The sequence below is a fragment of the Shigella sp. SIG6 genome (genome assembly GCF_053555815.1).
Genome location: NZ_JBQZXC010000021.1, coordinates 22,336 through 40,512, shown reverse-complemented (window position 1 = coordinate 40,512; position 18,177 = coordinate 22,336). Strand labels below are relative to the sequence as shown.

Sequence of the window (18,177 nt, the reverse complement as noted above, 5' to 3'; positions counted from 1 at the left end):
TTAATTGATCAATAATATTCACCAAATCAATATCAAAAAAAAATCGCAAAACATATAATTCAATACAAATCATCAGGATAGGTTTTGCAACGCGTGCATTTTGTCCCCTTTTTCCTCGTTGATTAGATACAAAAATTTATGCTGAAATATGTCAACCGATGAAAAGCGTCGGTAGTTAAGCAGAAATTAATATCGCTTACTTTAACCACCGTAGCACAATTAGCTAATTTTACGGATGCAGAACTCACGCTGGCGGGACGTTTTTATTGCGTCAGGGTTGACATCCGTTTTTGTATCCAGTAACTCTAAAAGCATATCGCATTCATCTGGAGCTGATTTAATGACTCACATCGTTCGCTTTATCGGTCTACTACTACTAAACGCATCTTCTTTGCGCGGTAGACGAGTGAGCGGCATCCAGCATTAAGCCAGCACGCAGTCAAACAAAAAACCCGCGCCATTGCGCGGGTTTTTTTATGCCCGAAGCGAGGCGCTCTAAAAGAGACAAGGACCCAAACCATGAGCCAGCAAGTCATTATTTTCGATACCACATTGCGCGACGGTGAACAGGCGTTACAGGCAAGCTTGAGTGTGAAAGAAAAACTGCAAATTGCGCTGGCCCTTGAGCGTATGGGTGTTGACGTGATGGAAGTCGGTTTCCCCGTCTCTTCGCCGGGCGATTTTGAATCGGTGCAAACCATCGCCCGCCAGGTTAAAAACAGCCGCGTATGTGCGTTAGCTCGCTGCGTGGAAAAAGATATCGACGTGGCGGCCGAATCCCTGAAAGTCGCCGAAGCCTTCCGTATTCATACCTTTATTGCTACCTCCCCAATGCACATCGCCACCAAGCTGCGCAGCACCCTGGACGAGGTGATCGAACGCGCTATCTATATGGTGAAACGTGCCCGTAATTACACCGATGATGTTGAATTTTCTTGCGAAGATGCCGGGCGTACACCCATTGCCGATCTGGCGCGAGTGGTCGAAGCGGCGATTAATGCCGGTGCCACCACCATCAACATTCCGGACACCGTGGGCTACACCATGCCGTTTGAGTTCGCCGGAATCATCAGCGGCCTGTATGAACGCGTACCTAACATCGACAAAGCCATTATTTCCGTACATACCCACGACGATTTAGGCCTGGCGGTCGGCAACTCACTGGCGGCGGTACATGCCGGTGCACGCCAGGTGGAAGGTGCAATGAACGGGATCGGCGAGCGTGCCGGTAACTGTTCGCTGGAAGAAGTCATCATGGCGATTAAAGTTCGTAAGGATATTCTCAACGTCCACACCGCCATTAATCACCAGGAGATATGGCGCACCAGCCAGTTAGTTAGCCAGATTTGTAATATGCCGATCCCGGCAAACAAAGCCATTGTTGGCAGCGGCGCATTCGCTCACTCCTCCGGTATCCACCAGGATGGCGTGCTGAAAAACCGCGAAAACTACGAAATCATGACACCAGAATCTATTGGTCTGAACCAAATCCAGCTGAATCTGACCTCTCGTTCGGGGCGTGCGGCGGTGAAACATCGCATGGATGAGATGGGGTATAAAGAAAGTGAATATAATTTAGACAATTTGTACGATGCTTTCCTGAAGCTGGCGGACAAAAAAGGTCAGGTGTTTGATTACGATCTGGAGGCGCTGGCCTTCATCGGTAAGCAGCAAGAAGAGTCGGAGCATTTCCGTCTGGATTACTTCAGCGTGCAGTCTGGCTCTAACGATATCGCCACCGCCGCCGTCAAACTGGCCTGTGGCGAAGAAGTCAAAGCAGAAGCCGCCAACGGTAACGGTCCGGTCGATGCCGTCTATCAGGCAATTAACCGCATCACTGACTATAACGTCGAACTGGTGAAATACAGCCTGACCGCCAAAGGTCACGGTAAAGATGCGCTGGGTCAGGTGGATATTGTCGCCAACTACAACGGTCGCCGCTTCCACGGCGTCGGCCTGGCCACCGATATTGTCGAGTCCTCCGCCAAAGCCATGGTGCACGTACTGAACAATATCTGGCGTGCCGCAGAAGTCGAAAAAGAGTTGCAACGCAAAGCTCAACACAACGAAAACAACAAGGAAACCGTGTGATGTCGAAGAATTACCATATTGCCGTATTGCCGGGAGACGGTATTGGTCCGGAAGTGATGACCCAGGCGCTGAAAGTGCTGAATGCCGTGCGCAACCGCTTTGCGATGCGCATCACCACCAGCCATTACGATGTAGGCGGCGCAGCCATTGATAACCACGGGCAACCACTGCCGCCTGCGACGGTTGAAGGTTGTGAGCAAGCCGATGCCGTGCTGTTTGGCTCGGTAGGCGGCCCGAAGTGGGAACATTTACCACCAGACCAGCAACCAGAACGCGGCGCGCTGCTGCCGCTGCGTAAGCACTTCAAATTATTCAGCAACCTGCGCCCGGCAAAACTGTATCAGGGGCTGGAAGCATTCTGTCCGCTGCGTGCAGACATTGCCGCTAACGGCTTCGACATCCTGTGCGTGCGCGAACTGACCGGCGGCATCTATTTCGGTCAGCCAAAAGGCCGCGAAGGTAGCGGACAATATGAAAAAGCGTTTGATACCGAGGTGTATCACCGTTTTGAGATCGAGCGTATTGCCCGCATCGCGTTTGAATCTGCTCGTAAACGTCGCCACAAAGTCACCTCAATCGACAAAGCTAACGTGCTGCAATCCTCTATTTTATGGCGTGAAATCATCAACGAGATCGCCACGGAATACCCGGATGTCGAACTGGCGCATATGTACATCGACAACGCCACCATGCAGCTGATTAAAGATCCATCACAGTTTGACGTTCTGCTGTGCTCCAACCTGTTTGGCGACATTCTGTCTGACGAGTGCGCAATGATCACTGGCTCGATGGGCATGTTGCCTTCCGCCAGCCTGAACGAGCAAGGTTTTGGACTGTATGAACCGGCGGGCGGCTCGGCACCAGATATCGCAGGCAAAAACATCGCCAACCCGATTGCACAAATCCTGTCGCTGGCACTGCTGCTGCGTTACAGCCTGGATGCCGATGATGCGGCTTCCGCCATTGAACGCGCCATTAACCGTGCATTAGAAGAAGGCATTCGCACCGGGGATTTAGCCCGTGGCGCTGCCGCCGTTAGTACCGATGAAATGGGCGATATCATTGCCCGCTATGTGGCAGAAGGGGTGTAATCATGGCTAAAACGTTATACGAAAAATTATTCGACGCTCACGTAGTGTACGAAGCCGAAAACGAAACCCCGCTGTTATATATCGACCGCCACCTGGTGCATGAAGTGACCTCACCGCAGGCGTTCGATGGTCTGCGCGCCCACGGTCGCCCGGTACGTCAGCCGGGCAAAACCTTCGCCACTATGGATCACAACGTCTCTACCCAGACCAAAGACATTAATGCCTGTGGTGAAATGGCGCGCATCCAGATGCAGGAGCTGATTAAAAACTGCAAAGAATTTGGCGTCGAGCTGTATGACCTGAATCACCCGTATCAGGGGATCGTCCACGTAATGGGGCCGGAACAGGGCGTCACCTTGCCGGGGATGACCATTGTCTGCGGCGACTCGCATACCGCCACCCACGGCGCGTTTGGCGCACTGGCCTTTGGTATCGGCACTTCCGAAGTTGAACACGTACTGGCAACACAAACCCTGAAACAGGGCCGTGCGAAGACCATGAAAATTGAAGTCCAGGGCAAAGCCGCGCCGGGCATTACCGCAAAAGATATCGTGCTGGCAATTATCGGTAAAACTGGCAGCGCAGGCGGCACCGGGCATGTGGTGGAGTTTTGCGGCGAAGCAATTCGTGATTTAAGCATGGAAGGTCGTATGACCCTGTGCAATATGGCGATCGAAATGGGCGCAAAAGCCGGTCTGGTTGCTCCTGACGAAACCACCTTTAACTATGTCAAAGGCCGTCTGCATGCGCCGAAAGGCAAAGATTTCGACGACGCCGTTGCCTACTGGAAAACCCTGCAAACCGACGAAGGCGCAACTTTCGATACCGTTGTCACTCTGCAAGCAGAAGAAATTTCACCGCAGGTCACCTGGGGCACCAATCCCGGCCAGGTGATTTCCGTGAACGACAATATTCCCGATCCGGCTTCGTTTGCCGATCCGGTTGAACGTGCGTCGGCAGAAAAAGCGCTGGCCTATATGGGGCTGAAACCGGGTATTCCGCTGACCGAAGTGGCTATCGACAAAGTGTTTATCGGTTCCTGTACCAACTCGCGCATTGAAGATTTACGCGCGGCAGCGGAGATCGCCAAAGGGCGAAAAGTCGCGCCAGGCGTGCAGGCACTGGTGGTTCCCGGCTCTGGCCCGGTAAAAGCCCAGGCGGAAGCGGAAGGTCTGGATAAAATATTTATTGAAGCCGGTTTTGAATGGCGCTTGCCTGGCTGCTCAATGTGTCTGGCGATGAACAACGACCGTCTGAATCCGGGCGAACGTTGTGCATCCACCAGCAACCGTAACTTTGAAGGCCGCCAGGGGCGCGGCGGGCGCACGCATCTGGTCAGCCCGGCAATGGCTGCCGCTGCTGCTGTGACCGGACATTTCGCCGACATTCGCAACATTAAATAAGGAGCACACCATGGCAGAGAAATTTATCAAACACACAGGCCTGGTGGTTCCGCTGGATGCCGCCAATGTCGATACCGATGCAATCATCCCGAAACAGTTTTTGCAGAAAGTGACCCGTACGGGTTTTGGCGCGCATCTGTTTAACGACTGGCGTTTTCTCGATGAAAAAGGCCAACAGCCAAACCCGGACTTCGTGCTGAACTTCCCGCAGTATCAGGGCGCTTCCATTTTGCTGGCACGAGAAAACTTCGGCTGTGGCTCCTCGCGTGAGCACGCGCCCTGGGCATTGACCGACTACGGTTTTAAAGTGGTGATTGCGCCGAGTTTTGCTGACATCTTCTACGGCAATAGCTTTAACAACCAGCTGCTGCCGGTGAAATTAAGCGATGCAGAAGTGGACGAACTGTTTGCGCTGGTGAAAGCCAATCCGGGGATCCATTTCGACGTGGATCTGGAAGCGCAAGAGGTGAAAGCGGGAGAGAAAACCTATCGCTTTACCATCGATGCCTTCCGCCGCCACTGCATGATGAATGGTCTGGACAGCATCGGCCTGACCCTGCAGCACGACGACGCTATTGCGTCTTATGAAGCAAAACAACCTGCGTTTATGAATTAGACCCCTTGCCCGGTCAAATGACCGGGCTTTCCGCTATCGTCCACGTCATCAAACGTCTTTAACCTTTGCGGTTAAAAATAATGCGACAACAGAAATAATCGCAATTACCCAGTAGACAGCAAAGTGCCCCCAACTTTGTGCAATTGCTCCCTGAATAACACCAGCCAGAATTACCCCGGTAGAGATAGTGTTGGTAAATAAGGTGGTAGCTGCCCCCGCTCTTCCAGGCATTAAATCCTGAAACCATAGCATCCCAATACCCGCAACAATGCCGATAAATACAGCGTTAAAAAGTTGCAGCGTCATCAACGCCATACGGCTATGAAAGAAAATCAATCCAGTGTAAAACAGCACTCCTGCCACCACTGCAATGACCATCATTCGCCGCTTACCATAACGTTTGACATAGTAGCCAGCCAGAATCATTGCTGGTATTTCCAGTCCAGCTGCCGTCCCCATCAGGAAACCCGCCAGTTTGTCTGGCAATCCTAAATCGCTACTGATCCACAACGGCATATCAATAATGTACATAGTGTTGCAGGTCCACATTAACGTCGAGGCGACAAATAACATCCGTACGTTACTATCCTGCCAGTCACCTTGCATTGATAAAGCATTTTCCGACGGCAGTTCTACCCGCGCCACAGACGGAAGCATAAATGCAATCAATACCAGACTGAGTGTGAATATCCCGGCGGCAATCGAAAACATCACTGTAAAGCCGTAATTCAACGCCAGCATAAAGGCCAGCGGTGGACCGATTACCCATGCCAGAGAAAGCTGCGCACGCATCACCGAGCTAAATATCACCACTTCTCGCGCCGAGTTATCCGCGTATTCCCGCGTCAGAGCAAATAACTGTGGCATTGCCGTATTGGCCAGAGATGCCAGAAGCACACCACAGGTGATAAGCGTCAGATAATGACGATTAAATGCAAACAGTAGCGCATTGCCAATAGCCATCAAACAGCAAAATATAATCAGTTTTCGCCGATCGCCCTGACTGTCAGAACGTTTTGCCAACCAGAGGCTTACGCCGATCCCAGCAATAGCATTCACCGTATAAAAGAGTCCGATCCAGAAAGGTTGCGCGCCAACCTCACGACTCAGAAATAAGCTCAATGTAGGAGCCTGTAGCGCCCCGGCCCCCCCCATCATAAAAGCGACCAGCATAAATGCCGCGTAAACACCGTTCATACGGCGAGCCATCGTCATTATCCAGATCATACGCTCCCTTTTTAGCGCGGCGAGAATAAAAAAAACCAGCAGGTATAATCTGCTGGCGGGTGATTTTACACCAATACTCAGTCACACATGATGCAGGCAAGTCAACTTTCAGAATTGCGGTCATCCCACTGCATCAGTCCTTCAAGCATGGTTAATCGTTGTGGGACGCTTAACCAACGCAACCAGCACAACTTCGCTGTCGCGGTAAAATAGTGCTGATAAAACTGACGCATGGGGCACCTCCTTGCTTCATCGTTAGGAATTATTGACTTAATATAGGGAAAATAAAATTGCTGTCTTTTGCGCAGGAGTTCCCCTTTTATGCCATCTGCTCGTCTGCAACAACAGTTCATCCGCCTGTGGCAATGCTGCGAGGGTAAATCGCAGGACACAACGCTCAACGAACTGGCAGCGTTATTGAGCTGCTCGCGTCGTCATATGCGTACCCTGCTCAACACCATGCAGGATCGCGGCTGGCTGACGTGGGAAGCGGAAGTCGGGCGCGGTAAACGCTCGCGTCTGACATTCCTCTATACCGGGCTGGCGCTTCAGCAACAGCGGGCGGAAGACCTGCTGGAGCAGGATCGTATCGACCAACTAGTGCAGTTGGTTGGCGACAAAGCGACTGTGCGGCAAATGCTGGTTTCTCATCTGGGCCGCAGCTTCCGCCAGGGGCGGCACATCCTGCGCGTGCTCTACTATCGTCCGTTGCGTAATCTGCTACCTGGCAGCGCATTGCGCCGTTCCGAAACCCATATTGCCCGGCAAATCTTCAGTTCGCTAACGCGCATAAATGAGGAAAATGGGGAACTGGAAGCAGACATCGCCCACCACTGGCAGCAAATATCACCGCTTCACTGGCGTTTCTTTTTGCGTCCAGGAGTCCATTTTCATCATGGTCGTGAACTGGAAATGGACGACGTGATCGCCTCTTTAAAACGAATCAATACGCTGCCGCTCTATTCGCATATTACGGACATTGTGTCGCCGACGCCCTGGACGCTGGATATCCATCTCACGCAGCCGGACCGCTGGTTGCCGTTACTGCTGGGGCAAGTTCCGGCGATGATCCTGCCGTGCGAATGGGAAACCCTCAGTAACTTTGCCAGCCATCCTATTGGCACCGGTCCGTATGCGGTGATTCGCAACAGCACCAATCAACTGAAAATTCAGGCATTCGATGACTTCTTCGGTTACCGGGCATTAATCGACGAAGTTAACGTCTGGGTTCTGCCGGAAATTGCCGACGAGCCAGCCGGTGGTCTGATGCTAAAAGGTCCACAGGGCGAGGAAAAAGAGATTGAAAGCCGCCTGGAGGAAGGTTGCTACTATTTACTGTTCGACAGCCGCACCCATCGCGGGGCGAATCAGCAAGTCAGGGACTGGGTAAGCTATGTGCTTTCTCCAACTAATCTGGTCTATTTCGCTGAGGAACAGTACCAGCAACTGTGGTTCCCAGCTTATGGACTGCTCCCCCGTTGGCACCATGCCCGCACCATAAAGAGCGAAAAACCGGCTGGCCTGGAAAGCCTCACCCTGACCTTTTATCAGGATCACAGTGAGCATCGGGTGATTGCCGGGATCATGCAGCAGATTCTGGCAAGTCACCAGGTCACGCTGGAAATCAAAGAGATCAGCTACGATCAGTGGCATGAAGGAGAGATCGAGAGCGATATCTGGCTTAATAGCGCCAACTTTACGCTGCCGCTGGATTTTTCGCTGTTCGCGCACTTGTGCGAGGTGCCGCTGCTCCAACACTGTATTCCGATCGACTGGCAAGCCGACGCCGCCCGCTGGCGCAATGGCGAAATGAACCTGGCGAACTGGTGCCAGCAACTGGTCGCCAGTAAAGCAATGGTGCCGCTTATCCACCACTGGCTGATCATTCAGGGACAACGCAGTATGCGCGGCCTGCGTATGAATACCCTCGGCTGGTTCGATTTTAAATCAGCGTGGTTTGCGCCACCGGATCCATGATTGCTGGTAGATAACAAAATCACTACACTAACGCCGTTCTCAACGGGGTGCCACGCAAACGCGTGCGCTGAGAAAATACCCGTCGAACCTGATCCGGATAACGCCGGCGAAGGGATTTGAGGCTCCTTCTCAAGTCCTTTGCCACTCTTTTTTGAGGTGCAAAGTGTTAAAAAAATGTCTTCCCCTGCTGTTGCTGTGCACAGCGCCCGTTTTCGCTAAACCCGTTCTGACTGTTTATACCTACGATTCCTTCGCCGCCGACTGGGGGCCTGGTCCAAAGATCAAAAAAGCTTTTGAAGCCGACTGTAACTGCGAACTGAAACTGGTGGCGCTGGAAGATGGCGTTTCGCTTCTCAACCGTCTACGGATGGAAGGCAAAAATAGTAAAGCCGATGTGGTGCTGGGGCTGGATAACAATCTGTTAGACGCCGCCAGTAAAACCGGACTATTTGCCAAAAGCGGTGTGGCAGCGGATGCCGTTAACGTTCCCGGCGGCTGGAATAATGACACTTTCGTCCCGTTTGATTACGGCTATTTCGCCTTCGTCTATGACAAGAACAAACTGAAAAACCCGCCGCAAAGCCTGAAAGAATTGGTTGAGAGCGATCAGAACTGGCGGGTGATTTATCAGGATCCGCGTACCAGCACGCCGGGGCTGGGTCTGCTGTTGTGGATGCAAAAAGTCTATGGCGATGACGCCCCACAAGCCTGGCAAAAACTGGCGAAGAAAACCGTCACGGTCACCAAAGGCTGGAGCGAAGCCTACGGCCTGTTTTTAAAAGGTGAAAGCGATCTGGTACTGAGTTACACCACCTCTCCGGCTTATCACATTCTCGAAGAGAAAAAAGATAACTACGCCGCCGCGAACTTTAGCGAAGGTCACTATCTGCAGGTGGAAGTCGCCGCCCGCACCGCTGCCAGCAAGCAGCCGGAGCTGGCGCAAAAATTCCTCCAGTTTATGGTTTCTCCTGCTTTTCAGAATGCGATCCCAACCGGTAACTGGATGTATCCGGTGGCAAATGTCACGCTGCCTGCCGGGTTTGAACAATTGACCAAACCGGCCACCACGCTGGAGTTCACACCAGCTGAAGTGGCGGCACAACGTCAGGCATGGATTAGCGAATGGCAACGCGCCGTCAGCCGTTAATTCCCGGCTGGTTAATTCCAGGTGTAAGCGCCGCCACGCTGGTGGTAGCGGTTGCGCTCGCGGCGTTTCTCGCCCTGTGGTGGAACGCGCCGCAGGGTAACTGGGTGGCAGTCTGGCAGGACAGCTACCTGTGGCATGTGGTGCGCTTCTCCTTCTGGCAGGCGTTTCTCTCGGCGCTACTCTCTGTCGTACCCGCGATATTCCTCGCCCGCGCCCTCTATCGCAGGCGCTTTCCGGGTCGGCTGGCGCTGTTGCGTCTGTGCGCAATGACCTTGATCCTCCCGGTGCTAGTTGCTGTTTTCGGCATTCTTAGCGTCTATGGTCGTCAGGGCTGGCTGGCATCGCTCTGCCAATCGCTCGGTCTGGAGTGGACCTTTTCGCCCTACGGCCTGCAAGGCATTTTGCTGGCGCACGTATTTTTTAATCTGCCGATGGCGAGCCGCTTATTACTCCAGGCACTGGAAAACATTCCCGGCGAACAACGTCAGCTTGCCGCCCAGCTTGGGATGCGCGGCTGGCATTTTTTCCGCTTCGTCGAATGGCCGTGGCTACGGCGACAAATCCCGCCGGTTGCCGCGCTTATCTTTATGCTCTGTTTCGCCAGCTTCGCCACCGTGCTATCGCTGGGCGGCGGTCCGCAGGCAACCACTATCGAGCTGGCTATTTATCAGGCGCTGAGTTACGACTACGATCCTGCCCGCGCGGCGATGCTGGCGCTGCTCCAGATGGTGTGTTGCCTTGGGCTGGTGCTGTTGAGTCAGCGACTAAGTAAGGCCATTGCGCCCGGCACCACGCTGCTGCAAGGCTGGCGCGATCCGGACGATCGTCTGCATAGCCGCATTTGCGACACGGTGTTAATAGTGCTGGCGCTGCTGCTGTTGCTGCCACCGTTGCTGGCGGTGATCGTCGATGGGGTAAATCGCCAGTTGCCGGAAGTGCTGGCACAACCGGTGCTGTGGCAGGCGCTGTGGACCTCGTTGCGTATTGCGCTGGCGGCAGGTGTATTGTGCGTAGTGCTGACCATGATGCTGCTATGGAGCAGTCGCGAACTGCGGGCGCGGCAGAAAATGCTGGCGGGTCAGGCGCTGGAGATGAGCGGCATGTTGATCCTCGCCATGCCGGGGATTGTGCTGGCTACCGGCTTCTTTTTACTGCTCAACAACACTATCGGCCTGCCACAATCTGCTGACGGCATTGTGATTTTCACCAATGCGTTAATGGCGATCCCTTATGCGCTGAAAGTACTGGAAAACCCGATGCGCGATATCACCGCCCGCTACAGTATGTTGTGTCAGTCGCTGGGCATTGAAGGCTGGTCGGGCTTAAAAGTGGTCGAGCTGCGCGCCCTGAAACGTCCACTGGCGCAGGCGCTGGCTTTTGCCTGCGTGCTGTCGATTGGTGATTTTGGCGTAGTGGCGTTGTTCGGTAACGATGATTTCCGTACCCTGCCGTTTTATCTCTACCAGCAAATTGGCTCCTATCGCAGCCAGGACGGCGCGGTCACCGCGTTAATTCTGCTACTACTCTGTTTTCTGCTGTTTACCGTGATTGAAAAACTACCGGGGCGAAATGTTAAAACTGACTGATATCACCTGGCTTTATCACCATTTGCCGATGCGTTTTAGCTTAACGGTAGAACGCGGCGGGCAGGTGGCAATCCTCGGGCCAAGCGGCGCGGGTAAAAGTACCCTGCTGAATTTGATTGCCGGTTTTCTGACGCCAGCCAGCGGTTCGCTGACTATCGATGGCGTTGATCACACCACGACGCCGCCGTCACGCCGTCCGGTGTCGATGCTGTTTCAGGAGAACAACCTGTTCAGCCACCTGACGGTCGCGCAGAACATCGGGCTGGGGCTAAATCCGGGGTTGAAACTGAACGCGGCACAGCAGGAGAAAATGCACGCGATTGCCCGTCAGATGGGGATTGATAATTTAATGGCGCGGTTACCGGGCGAGCTTTCCGGCGGTCAGCGACAGCGCGTGGCGTTAGCGCGTTGTCTGGTGCGCGAACAGCCGATTTTATTGCTCGATGAACCGTTCTCTGCGCTCGATCCGGCGTTACGTCAGGAGATGCTGACGCTGGTGAGCACGAGCTGCCAGCAGCAAAAAATGACGCTATTGATGGTGTCGCACAGTGTGGAAGATGCGGCGCGGATCGCCACACGCTCGGTGGTGGTCGCCGACGGGCGCATCGCCTGGCAGGGTAAGACTGAAGAATTGTTGAGCGGTAAGGCGAGTGCTTCGGCAATATTGGGGATTACGGGTTAGTATGCACTGTCAGATGCGGCGTGAACACCTTATCCGACCTACGGACAGTGCGTTTTGTAGGCCTGATAAGACGCGGTCAGCGTCGCATGAGGCAACCCGCACAAGACAATCCCCTAAACCCCAACCACTTTACGCAAAATATCGATATACACCGGCATCAACGGGTGGCGAATTAACACCACCAGCGCCACCACGCCGATGGCAGAAATCAACGGCGTCAGCCACAACAAACGGCCGCGCGACAAATAATGACTTAAACGATCGGTTGCTTTACCGCTGCGCCATAACCGCCAGCACAGCCAGCCACCAACCCACAAAAATACCGCCGTCGCCAGCAGCAACCATTTAAACTCGCCGCTCTGCATTCCGGCTGGAATATCGATCGCCGCGCCCGCCAGAATCCCAGGCAGGAAGTAAAACGGTGGCCACAGCAGGCAGCCGATAATATTCGGCGTAATGAATTTTGCCACCGGCAGATCCAGCATTCCCGCCACCATTGGCACCAGCGGACGCGTCGGGCCAACAAAGCGACCGACCAGAATGGTGAACATGCTGTGTTGATGCAACGCATGTTCAGTTTTATCGAGTAATGCTTTGTTTTTCTTCAGAAATGACCAGCGATGCAACGGCTTTTTAAAACGCCAGCCCAGCCAGAAGGAGATCCAGTCGCCCAGCAGACAACCGACAATCCCTGCCAGCCAGGCGTGCCAGAAACTTAACTCGCCGCTGCCAATCAGCGCTCCCAGCCCCGCCATCAGCACCGTACCGGGTAGAATCAAACCGACCAGCGCCAGCGACTCCAGAAAGGCCACCAACACCACCGCCATCAATGAATACACGGTAGATTGGGTAATAAAGTGTTCCAGCAATGCTTGCATAATGTGCCTGTCAAATGGACGAAGCAGGGATTCTGCAAACCCTATGCTACTCCGTCAAGCCGTCAATTGTCTGATTCGTTACCAATTATGACAACTTGACGGCTACATCATTCACTTTTTCTTCACAACCGGCACGGAACTCGCTCGGGCTGGCCCCGGTGCATTTTTTAAATACCCGCGAGAAATAGAGTTGATCGTCAAAACCAACATTGCGACCGACGGTGGCGATAGGCATCCGGGTGGTGCTCAAAAGCAGCTTCGCCTGGCTGATACGTTGGTCCTCGCGCCAGCTTAAGACGCTAATCCCTAACTGCTGGCGGAAAAGATGCGACAGACGCGACGGCGACAAGCAAACATGCTGTGCGACGCTGGCGATATCAAAATTGCTGTCTGCCAGGTGATCGCTGATGTACTGACAAGCCTCGCGTACACGATTATCCATCGGTGGATGGAGCGACTCGTTAATCGCTTCCATGCGCCGCAGTAACAATTGCTCAAGCAGATTTATCGCCAGCAGCTCCGAATAGCGCCCTTCCCCTTGCCCGGCGTTAATGATTTGCCCAAACAGGTCGCTGAAATGCGGCTGGTGCGCTTCATCCGGGCGAAAGAAACCCGTATTGGCAAATATTGACGGCCAGTTAAGCCATTCATGCCAGTAGGCGCGCGGACGAAAGTAAACCCACTGGTGATACCATTCGCGAGCCTCCGGATGACAACCGTAGTGATGAATCTCTCCTGGCGGGAACAGCAAAATATCACCCGGTCGGCAGACAAATTCTCGTCCCTGATTTTTCACCACCCCCTGACCGCGAATGGTGAGATTGAGAATATAACCTTTCATTCCCAGCGGTCGGTCGATAAAAAAATCGAGATAACCGTTGGCCTCAATCGGCGTTAAACCCGCCACCAGATGGGCATTAAACGAGTATCCCGGCAGCAGGGGATCATTTTGCGCTTCAGCCATACTTTTCATACTCCCGCCATTCAGAGAAGAAACCAATTGTCCATATTGCATCAGACATTGCCGTCACTGCGTCTTTTACTGGCTCTTCTCGCTAACCCAACCGGTAACCCCGCTTATTAAAAGCATTCTGTAACAAAGCGGGACCAAAGCCATGACAAAAACGCGTAACAAAAGTGTCTATAATCACGGCAGAAAAGTCCACATTGATTATTTGCACGGCGTCACACTTTGCTATGCCATAGCATTTTTATCCATAAGATTAGCGGATCCTACCTGACGCTTTTTATCGCAACTCTCTACTGTTTCTCCATACCCGTTTTTTTGGATGGAGTGAAACGATGGCGATTGCAATTGGCCTCGATTTTGGCAGTGATTCTGTGCGAGCTTTGGCGGTGGACTGCGCCAGCGGTGAAGAGATCGCCACCAGCGTAGAGTGGTATCCCCGTTGGCAAAAAGGGCAATTTTGTGATGCCCCGAATAACCAGTTCCGTCATCATCCGCGTGACTACATTGAGTCAATGGAAGCGGCACTGAAAACCGTGCTTGCAGAGCTTAGCGTCGAACAGCGCGCAGCTGTGGTCGGGATTGGCGTTGACAGTACCGGCTCGACGCCCGCACCGATTGATGCCGACGGTAACGTGCTGGCGCTGCGCCCGGAGTTTGCCGAAAACCCGAACGCGATGTTCGTATTGTGGAAAGACCACACTGCGGTTGAAGAAGCGGAAGAGATTACCCGTTTGTGCCACGCGCCGGGCAACGTTGACTACTCCCGCTATATTGGCGGTATTTATTCCAGCGAATGGTTCTGGGCAAAAATCCTGCATGTGACTCGCCAGGACAGCGCCGTGGCGCAATCTGCCGCATCGTGGATTGAGCTGTACGACTGGGTGCCAGCTCTGCTTTCCGGTACCACCCGCCCGCAGGATATTCGTCGCGGACGTTGCAGCGCCGGGCATAAATCTCTGTGGCACGAAAGCTGGGGCGGCTTGCCGCCAGCCAGTTTCTTTGATGAGCTGGACCCGATCCTCAATCGCCATTTGCCTTCCCCGCTGTTCACTGACACCTGGACTGCCGATATTCCGGTGGGCACCTTATGCCCGGAATGGGCGCAGCGTCTCGGCCTGCCTGAAAGCGTGGTGATTTCCGGCGGCGCGTTTGACTGCCATATGGGCGCAGTTGGCGCAGGCGCACAGCCTAACGCACTGGTAAAAGTTATCGGTACTTCCACCTGCGACATTCTGATTGCCGACAAACAGAGCGTTGGCGAGCGGGCAGTTAAAGGTATTTGCGGTCAGGTTGATGGCAGCGTGGTGCCTGGATTTATCGGTCTGGAAGCAGGCCAATCGGCGTTTGGTGATATCTACGCCTGGTTTGGTCGCGTACTCGGCTGGCCGCTGGAACAGCTTGCCGCCCAGCATCCGGAACTGAAAGCGCAAATCAACGCCAGCCAGAAACAACTGCTTCCGGCGCTGACCGAAGCATGGGCCAAAAATCCGTCTCTGGATCACCTGCCGGTGGTGCTCGACTGGTTTAACGGTCGTCGCACGCCAAACGCTAACCAACGCCTGAAAGGGGTGATTACCGATCTTAACCTCGCTACCGACACTCCGCTGCTGTTCGGCGGTTTGATTGCTGCCACCGCCTTTGGCGCACGCGCAATCATGGAGTGCTTTACCGATCAGGGGATCGCCGTCAATAACGTGATGGCGCTGGGCGGCATCGCGCGGAAAAACCAGGTCATTATGCAGGCCTGCTGCGACGTGCTGAATCGCCCGCTGCAAATTGTTGCCTCTGACCAGTGCTGTGCGCTCGGTGCGGCGATTTTTGCTGCCGTCGCCGCGAAAGTGCACGCAGACATCCCATCAGCCCAGCAAAAAATGGCCAGTGCGGTAGAGAAAACCCTGCAACCGCGCAGCGAACAGGCACAACGCTTTGAACAGCTTTATCGCCGCTATCAGCAATGGGCGATGAGCGCCGAACAACACTATCTTCCAACTTCCGCCCCGGCACAGGCTGCCCAGGCCGTTGCGACTCTATAAGGACACGATAATGACGATTTTTGATAATTATGAAGTGTGGTTTGTCATTGGCAGCCAGCATCTGTATGGCCCGGAAACCCTGCGTCAGGTCACCCAACATGCCGAGCACGTTGTTAATGCGCTGAATACGGAAGCGAAACTGCCCTGCAAACTGGTGTTGAAACCGCTGGGCACCACGCCGGATGAAATCACCGCTATTTGCCGCGACGCGAATTACGACGATCGTTGCGCTGGTCTGGTGGTGTGGCTGCACACCTTCTCCCCGGCCAAAATGTGGATCAACGGCCTGACCATGCTCAACAAACCGTTGCTGCAATTCCACACCCAGTTCAACGCGGCGCTGCCGTGGGACAGTATCGATATGGACTTTATGAACCTGAACCAGACTGCACATGGCGGTCGCGAGTTCGGCTTCATTGGCGCGCGTATGCGTCAGCAACATGCCGTCGTTACCGGTCACTGGCAGGATAAACAAGCCCATGAGCGTATCGGCTCCTGGATGCGTCAGGCGGTCTCTAAACAGGATACCCGTCATCTGAAAGTCTGCCGATTTGGCGATAACATGCGTGAAGTGGCGGTCACCGATGGCGATAAAGTTGCCGCACAGATCAAGTTCGGTTTCTCCGTCAATACCTGGGCGGTTGGCGATCTGGTGCAGGTGGTGAACTCCATCAGCGACGGCGATGTTAACACGCTGGTCGATGAGTACGAAAGCTGCTACACCATGACGCCTGCCACACAAATCCACGGCGAAAAACGACAGAACGTGCTGGAAGCGGCGCGTATTGAGCTGGGGATGAAGCGTTTCCTGGAACAAGGTGGCTTCCACGCGTTCACCACCACCTTTGAAGATTTGCACGGTCTGAAACAGCTTCCAGGTCTGCCCGTACAGCGTCTGATGCAGCAGGGTTACGGCTTTGCGGGCGAAGGCGACTGGAAAACCGCCGCTCTGCTTCGCATCATGAAGGTGATGTCAACCGGTCTGCAGGGCGGCACCTCCTTTATGGAGGACTACACCTATCACTTCGAGAAAGGTAATGACCTGGTGCTCGGCTCCCATATGCTGGAAGTCTGCCCGTCGATTGCCGTAGAAGAGAAACCGATCCTCGACGTTCAGCATCTCGGTATTGGTGGTAAGGACGATCCTGCCCGACTGATCTTCAATACCCAAACCGGTCCAGCGATTGTCGCCAGCCTGATTGATCTCGGCGATCGTTACCGTCTGCTGGTTAACTGTATCGACACGGTGAAAACACCGCACTCCCTGCCGAAACTGCCGGTGGCGAATGCACTGTGGAAAGCGCAACCGGATCTGCCAACTGCTTCCGAAGCGTGGATCCTCGCTGGTGGCGCGCACCATACCGTCTTCAGCCATGCGCTGAACCTCAACGATATGCGCCAGTTCGCCGAGATGCACGACATTGAAATCACGGTGATTGATAACGACACCCGCCTGCCAGCGTTTAAAGACGCACTGCGCTGGAACGAAGTGTATTACGGATTTCGTCGCTAAGTAGCCACATCAGGTATGTAACGCCTGATGCGACGCTGACGCGTCTTATCTGGCCTACACGCTGCGATTTTGTAGGCCGGATAAGCAAAGCGCATCCGGCATTCAACGCCTGATGCGACGCTGGCGCGTCTTATCAGGCCTACGCGCTGCGATTTTGTAGACCGGATAAGCGAAGAGCATCCGGCACGAAGGAGTCAACATGTTAGAAGATCTCAAACGCCAGGTATTAGAAGCCAACCTGGCGCTGCCAAAACACAACCTGGTCACGCTCACATGGGGCAACATCAGCGCCGTTGATCGCGAGCGCGGCGTCTTTGTGATCAAACCTTCCGGCGTCGATTACAGCGTCATGACCGCTGACGATATGGTCGTGGTTAGCATCGAAACCGGTGAAGTGGTTGAAGGTACGAAAAAGCCCTCCTCCGACACGCCAACTCACCGGCTGCTCTATCAGGCATTCCCCTCCATTGGCGGCATTGTGCATACGCACTCGCGCCACGCCACCATCTGGGCGCAGGCGGGTCAGTCGATTCCAGCAACCGGCACCACCCACGCCGACTATTTCTACGGCACCATTCCCTGCACCCGCAAAATGACCGACGCAGAAATCAACGGCGAATATGAGTGGGAAACCGGTAACGTCATCGTAGAAACCATTGAAAAACAGGGTATCGATGCAGCGCAAATGCCCGGCGTTCTGGTCCATTCCCACGGCCCGTTTGCATGGGGCAAAAATGCCGAAGATGCGGTGCATAACGCCATCGTGCTGGAAGAGGTCGCTTATATGGGGATATTCTGCCGTCAGTTAGCGCCGCAGTTACCGGATATGCAGCAAACGCTGCTGGATAAACACTATCTGCGTAAGCATGGCGCGAAGGCATATTACGGGCAGTAATGACTGTATAAAACCACAGCCAATCAAACGAAACCAAGCTATACTCAAGCCTGGTTTTTTGATGGATT

Annotated in this window: 16 protein-coding genes and 1 riboswitch; of the genes, 12 read left to right on the top strand and 4 right to left on the bottom strand. The window is 53.9% G+C overall.

The genetic code is table 11. From position 1 onward, the window contains the following. Window positions 1–340: 340 nt before the first annotated feature. The 5 genes from leuL to leuD all read left to right on the top strand — a co-directional run bounded on the left by leuL (window position 341) and on the right by leuD (window position 5,201). Window positions 341–427 (top strand): leu operon leader peptide, encoded by an 87-nt coding sequence (gene leuL, locus ACUU1M_RS05950; protein ID WP_001300467.1) that lies wholly within the window; start codon window positions 341–343, stop codon window positions 425–427. A 92-nt stretch (window positions 428–519) separates the two neighbouring features. Beyond that, window positions 520–2,091: a 2-isopropylmalate synthase gene (gene leuA / locus ACUU1M_RS05945; protein WP_000082854.1), complete on the top strand. Its 1,572-nt coding sequence runs from the start codon at window positions 520–522 to the stop codon at window positions 2,089–2,091. Continuing rightward, window positions 2,091–3,182 carry a 3-isopropylmalate dehydrogenase gene (gene leuB, locus ACUU1M_RS05940; RefSeq protein WP_000042382.1) on the top strand — a complete coding sequence of 364 codons (1,092 nt, stop codon included), beginning with the start codon at window positions 2,091–2,093 and terminating at the stop codon, window positions 3,180–3,182. The genes leuA and leuB overlap by 1 nt, the downstream gene beginning before the upstream one ends. 2 nt (window positions 3,183–3,184) lie before the next feature. Next, window positions 3,185–4,585, top strand: a complete 1,401-nt coding sequence (gene leuC / locus ACUU1M_RS05935; protein ID WP_001140652.1) for a 3-isopropylmalate dehydratase large subunit — start codon at window positions 3,185–3,187, stop codon at window positions 4,583–4,585. A gap of 10 nt (window positions 4,586–4,595) precedes the next feature. Continuing rightward, a complete protein-coding gene (leuD, locus tag ACUU1M_RS05930; protein WP_000818230.1) occupies window positions 4,596–5,201 on the top strand; it encodes a 3-isopropylmalate dehydratase small subunit in 606 nt (201 codons plus the stop codon). A gap of 48 nt (window positions 5,202–5,249) precedes the next feature. Here the strand turns inward: leuD and setA are convergent, their stop codons facing one another. Both setA and sgrT read right to left on the bottom strand, forming a co-directional pair. Continuing rightward, window positions 5,250–6,428, bottom strand: coding sequence for a sugar efflux transporter SetA (gene setA / locus ACUU1M_RS05925; RefSeq protein ID WP_152028851.1), 1,179 nt, complete (start codon window positions 6,426–6,428; stop codon window positions 5,250–5,252). Window positions 6,429–6,529: 101 nt separating this feature from the next. Beyond that, a complete protein-coding gene (gene sgrT / locus ACUU1M_RS05920; RefSeq protein WP_001248770.1) occupies window positions 6,530–6,661 on the bottom strand; it encodes a glucose uptake inhibitor SgrT in 132 nt (43 codons plus the stop codon). Between the two features lie 88 nt (window positions 6,662–6,749). On the opposite strand from sgrT, the gene sgrR reads away from it, so the two are divergent. From sgrR to thiQ, 4 genes are all read left to right on the top strand, one after another. Continuing rightward, complete coding sequence (sgrR, locus tag ACUU1M_RS05915; RefSeq protein ID WP_005072569.1) at window positions 6,750–8,405, top strand: DNA-binding transcriptional regulator SgrR; 1,656 nt, start codon at window positions 6,750–6,752, stop codon at window positions 8,403–8,405. Window positions 8,406–8,438: 33 nt separating this feature from the next. After that, window positions 8,439–8,538, top strand: a riboswitch (TPP riboswitch). A 30-nt stretch (window positions 8,539–8,568) separates the two neighbouring features. Next, complete coding sequence (thiB, locus tag ACUU1M_RS05910) at window positions 8,569–9,552, top strand: thiamine ABC transporter substrate binding subunit (RefSeq protein ID WP_001295536.1); 984 nt, start codon at window positions 8,569–8,571, stop codon at window positions 9,550–9,552. Further along, the gene (gene thiP, locus ACUU1M_RS05905; RefSeq protein ID WP_152028852.1) at window positions 9,528–11,138 is read left to right on the top strand and encodes a thiamine/thiamine pyrophosphate ABC transporter permease ThiP; all 1,611 of its coding nucleotides are present in this window, start codon (window positions 9,528–9,530) and stop codon (window positions 11,136–11,138) included. The genes thiB and thiP overlap by 25 nt, the downstream gene beginning before the upstream one ends. After that, window positions 11,122–11,820, top strand: coding sequence for a thiamine ABC transporter ATP-binding protein ThiQ (thiQ, locus tag ACUU1M_RS05900; RefSeq protein ID WP_000916316.1), 699 nt, complete (start codon window positions 11,122–11,124; stop codon window positions 11,818–11,820). The genes thiP and thiQ overlap by 17 nt, the downstream gene beginning before the upstream one ends. 113 nt (window positions 11,821–11,933) lie before the next feature. Here thiQ and ACUU1M_RS05895 read toward each other — a convergent pair whose 3' ends face one another. After that, window positions 11,934–12,698, bottom strand: coding sequence for a DedA family protein (locus ACUU1M_RS05895; protein WP_001148403.1), 765 nt, complete (start codon window positions 12,696–12,698; stop codon window positions 11,934–11,936). A gap of 85 nt (window positions 12,699–12,783) precedes the next feature. Beyond that, complete coding sequence (gene araC / locus ACUU1M_RS05890) at window positions 12,784–13,662, bottom strand: arabinose operon transcriptional regulator AraC (RefSeq protein ID WP_005072565.1); 879 nt, start codon at window positions 13,660–13,662, stop codon at window positions 12,784–12,786. 338 nt (window positions 13,663–14,000) lie between these two features. Here araC and araB point away from each other — a divergent pair, with 338 nt between their 5' ends. The 3 genes from araB to araD all read left to right on the top strand — a co-directional run bounded on the left by araB (window position 14,001) and on the right by araD (window position 18,109). Beyond that, entirely contained in the window at window positions 14,001–15,701 is a 1,701-nt protein-coding gene (gene araB / locus ACUU1M_RS05885; RefSeq protein WP_000951782.1) for a ribulokinase, read from the top strand. Window positions 15,702–15,711: 10 nt separating this feature from the next. Continuing rightward, entirely contained in the window at window positions 15,712–17,214 is a 1,503-nt protein-coding gene (araA, locus tag ACUU1M_RS05880) for an L-arabinose isomerase (protein WP_000151752.1), read from the top strand. A gap of 199 nt (window positions 17,215–17,413) precedes the next feature. Beyond that, on the top strand, window positions 17,414–18,109 hold the full coding sequence (gene araD / locus ACUU1M_RS05875; protein WP_152028853.1) for an L-ribulose-5-phosphate 4-epimerase: 696 nt from the start codon (window positions 17,414–17,416) through the stop codon (window positions 18,107–18,109). The last annotated feature ends 68 nt before the right edge of the window (window positions 18,110–18,177 follow it).

What these genes read in the sequence shown, in the direction of transcription:
- leuL (WP_001300467.1), top strand. Translation starts at nt 341, where the DNA reads ATGACTCACATCGTTCGCTTTATCGGTCTACTACTACTAAACGCATCT.
- leuA (WP_000082854.1), top strand. Translation starts at nt 520, where the DNA reads ATGAGCCAGCAAGTCATTATTTTCGATACCACATTGCGCGACGGTGAA.
- leuB (WP_000042382.1), top strand. Translation starts at nt 2,091, where the DNA reads ATGTCGAAGAATTACCATATTGCCGTATTGCCGGGAGACGGTATTGGT.
- leuC (WP_001140652.1), top strand. Translation starts at nt 3,185, where the DNA reads ATGGCTAAAACGTTATACGAAAAATTATTCGACGCTCACGTAGTGTAC.
- leuD (WP_000818230.1), top strand. Translation starts at nt 4,596, where the DNA reads ATGGCAGAGAAATTTATCAAACACACAGGCCTGGTGGTTCCGCTGGAT.
- setA (WP_152028851.1), bottom strand. Translation starts at nt 6,428, where the DNA reads ATGATCTGGATAATGACGATGGCTCGCCGTATGAACGGTGTTTACGCG.
- sgrT (WP_001248770.1), bottom strand. Translation starts at nt 6,661, where the DNA reads ATGCGTCAGTTTTATCAGCACTATTTTACCGCGACAGCGAAGTTGTGC.
- sgrR (WP_005072569.1), top strand. Translation starts at nt 6,750, where the DNA reads ATGCCATCTGCTCGTCTGCAACAACAGTTCATCCGCCTGTGGCAATGC.
- thiP (WP_152028852.1), top strand. Translation starts at nt 9,528, where the DNA reads ATGGCAACGCGCCGTCAGCCGTTAATTCCCGGCTGGTTAATTCCAGGT.
- thiQ (WP_000916316.1), top strand. Translation starts at nt 11,122, where the DNA reads ATGTTAAAACTGACTGATATCACCTGGCTTTATCACCATTTGCCGATG.
- ACUU1M_RS05895 (WP_001148403.1), bottom strand. Translation starts at nt 12,698, where the DNA reads ATGCAAGCATTGCTGGAACACTTTATTACCCAATCTACCGTGTATTCA.
- araC (WP_005072565.1), bottom strand. Translation starts at nt 13,662, where the DNA reads ATGGCTGAAGCGCAAAATGATCCCCTGCTGCCGGGATACTCGTTTAAT.
- araB (WP_000951782.1), top strand. Translation starts at nt 14,001, where the DNA reads ATGGCGATTGCAATTGGCCTCGATTTTGGCAGTGATTCTGTGCGAGCT.
- araA (WP_000151752.1), top strand. Translation starts at nt 15,712, where the DNA reads ATGACGATTTTTGATAATTATGAAGTGTGGTTTGTCATTGGCAGCCAG.
- araD (WP_152028853.1), top strand. Translation starts at nt 17,414, where the DNA reads ATGTTAGAAGATCTCAAACGCCAGGTATTAGAAGCCAACCTGGCGCTG.